At 53.0% G+C, this 2,846-nt stretch carries 1 rRNA gene; it reads right to left on the bottom strand.

Annotated features, from left to right (window positions below):
* Nucleotides 1-2,825 (bottom strand): 23S ribosomal RNA (locus tag GWQ31_RS21630); the annotation flags it as partial.
* Nucleotides 2,826-2,846 lie beyond the last annotated feature (21 nt).

Here is a 2,846-nt window from a genome sequence, read left to right as displayed (position 1 = left end):
CCTATCAACGTTGTGGTCTCCAACGGCCCTTTAGGACCCTCAAGGGGTCAGGGATGACTCATCTCAGGGCTCGCTTCCCGCTTAGATGCTTTCAGCGGTTATCGATTCCGAACTTAGCTACCGGGCAGTGCCACTGGCGTGACAACCCGAACACCAGAGGTTCGTTCACTCCGGTCCTCTCGTACTAGGAGCAACTCCCTTCAATCATCCAACGCCCACGGCAGATAGGGACCGAACTGTCTCACGACGTTCTGAACCCAGCTCGCGTACCACTTTAAATGGCGAACAGCCATACCCTTGGGACCGACTTCAGCCCCAGGATGTGATGAGCCGACATCGAGGTGCCAAACACCGCCGTCGATATGAACTCTTGGGCGGTATCAGCCTGTTATCCCCGGAGTACCTTTTATCCGTTGAGCGATGGCCCTTCCATTCAGAACCACCGGATCACTATGACCTACTTTCGTACCTGCTCGACCTGTCCGTCTCGCAGTTAAGCTGGCTTATGCCATTGCACTAACCTCCTGATGTCCGACCAGGATTAGCCAACCTTCGTGCTCCTCCGTTACTCTTTGGGAGGAGACCGCCCCAGTCAAACTACCCACCAGGCACTGTCCGCGAGCCCGATTCAGGGCCCTGCGTTAGAACATCAAACATACAAGGGTGGTATTTCAAGGACGGCTCCAGCGCAACTGGCGTCACGCCTTCAAAGCCTCCCACCTATCCTACACATGTAGGTTCAATGTTCAGTGCCAAGCTGTAGTAAAGGTTCACGGGGTCTTTCCGTCTAGCCGCGGGTACACCGCATCTTCACGGCGAATTCGATTTCACTGAGTCTCGGGTGGAGACAGCATGGCCATGGTTACACCATTCGTGCAGGTCGGAACTTACCCGACAAGGAATTTCGCTACCTTAGGACCGTTATAGTTACGGCCGCCGTTTACCGGGGCTTCGATCAAGAGCTTCGCTTGCGCTAACCCCATCAATTAACCTTCCGGCACCGGGCAGGTGTCACACCCTATACGTCCACTTTCGTGTTTGCAGAGTGCTGTGTTTTTGATAAACAGTCCCAGCCATCTGGTCACTGCGACTCCCAACTGCTCCATCCGCAAGGGACTTCACTGTCAAGAGCGAACCTTCTCCCGAAGTTACGGTTCTATTTTGCCTAGTTCCTTCACCCGAGTTCTCTCAAGCGCCTTGGTATTCTCTACCCGACCACCTGTGTCGGTTTGGGGTACGATGACTTGTAATCTGAAGCTTAGAGGCTTTTCCTGGAAGCAGGGCATCAATGGCTTCACCACCGTAGTGGCTTCGTCTCGTGTCTCAGTGTTGTGTCTCCGGATTTGCCTAGAAACACCACCTACGCACTTTCACCAGGACAACCGTCGCCTGGCCCACCTAGCCTTCTCCGTCCCCCCATCGCAATTACAAGTCGTGCAGGAATATTAACCTGCTTCCCATCGATTACGCCTTTCGGCCTCACCTTAGGGGTCGACTCACCCTGCCCCGATTAACGTTGGACAGGAACCCTTGGTCTTCCGGCGAGGAGGCTTTTCACCCCCTTTATCGTTACTTACGTCAGCATTCGCACTTCTGATATCTCCAGCATACCTCTCGATACACCTTCGCAGACTTACAGAACGCTCCCCTACCACTCATACATAAGTATGAATCCGCGGCTTCGGTGCCTGGTTTGAGCCCCGTTACATCTTCCGCGCAGGCCGACTCGACTAGTGAGCTATTACGCTTTCTTTAAATGATGGCTGCTTCTAAGCCAACATCCTAGCTGTCTGAGCCTTCCCACATCGTTTCCCACTTAACCAGAACTTTGGGACCTTAGCCGGCGGTCTGGGTTGTTTCCCTCTTCACGACGGACGTTAGCACCCGCCGTGTGTCTCCCGGATATTACTTACTGGTATTCGGAGTTTGCATGGAGTTGGTAAGTCGGGATGACCCCCTAGTCCAAACAGTGCTCTACCCCCAGTAGTATTCGTCCGAGGCGCTACCTAAATAGCTTTCGGGGAGAACCAGCTATCTCCGAGTTTGATTGGCCTTTCACCCCCAGCCACAGGTCATCCCCTAACTTTGCAACGTTAGTGGGTTCGGTCCTCCAGTTGATGTTACTCAACCTTCAACCTGCCCATGGCTAGATCACCCGGTTTCGGGTCTACACCTTGCAACTAGACGCCCAGTTAAGACTCGGTTTCCCTACGGCTCCCCTATACGGTTAACCTCGCTACAAAATGTAAGTCGCTGACCCATTATACAAAAGGTACGCAGTCACCCCGAAGGGCTCCCACTGCTTGTACGTACACGGTTTCAGGTTCTATTTCACTCCCCTCACAGGGGTTCTTTTCGCCTTTCCCTCACGGTACTGGTTCACTATCGGTCAGTCAGGAGTATTTAGCCTTGGAGGATGGTCCCCCCATATTCAGACAGGATGTCACGTGTCCCGCCCTACTCGATTTCACTTCAAGGTCGTTTTCATGTACGGGGCTATCACCCTGTATCGCTGGCCTTTCCAGGACCATTCCACTAACTTCCAAGAAACTTAAGGGCTAATCCCCGTTCGCTCGCCGCTACTGAGGGAATCTCGGTTGATTTCTTTTCCTCGGGGTACTTAGATGTTTCAGTTCTCCCGGTTCGCCTCGTTGCACTATGTATTCATGCAACGATACCCAAGTTATCTTGGGTGGGTTTCCCCATTCGGAAATCTGTGAGTAATAGCGTCTCTTACCGACTTCTCACAGCTTATCGCAGGTTAGTACGTCCTTCATCGCCTCTGACTGCCAAGGCATCCACCATGTACGCTTAGTCACTTAACCATACAACCCCAAGAAGTGTCG

This window comes from Aeromonas sp. 2MA4, assembly GCF_029237305.1.
GTDB classification, from domain to species: domain Bacteria; phylum Pseudomonadota; class Gammaproteobacteria; order Enterobacterales; family Aeromonadaceae; genus Aeromonas; species Aeromonas salmonicida.
Note: the sequence above shows the minus strand (reverse complement) of the source record. Positions and strands in the feature narration are given on the sequence as shown.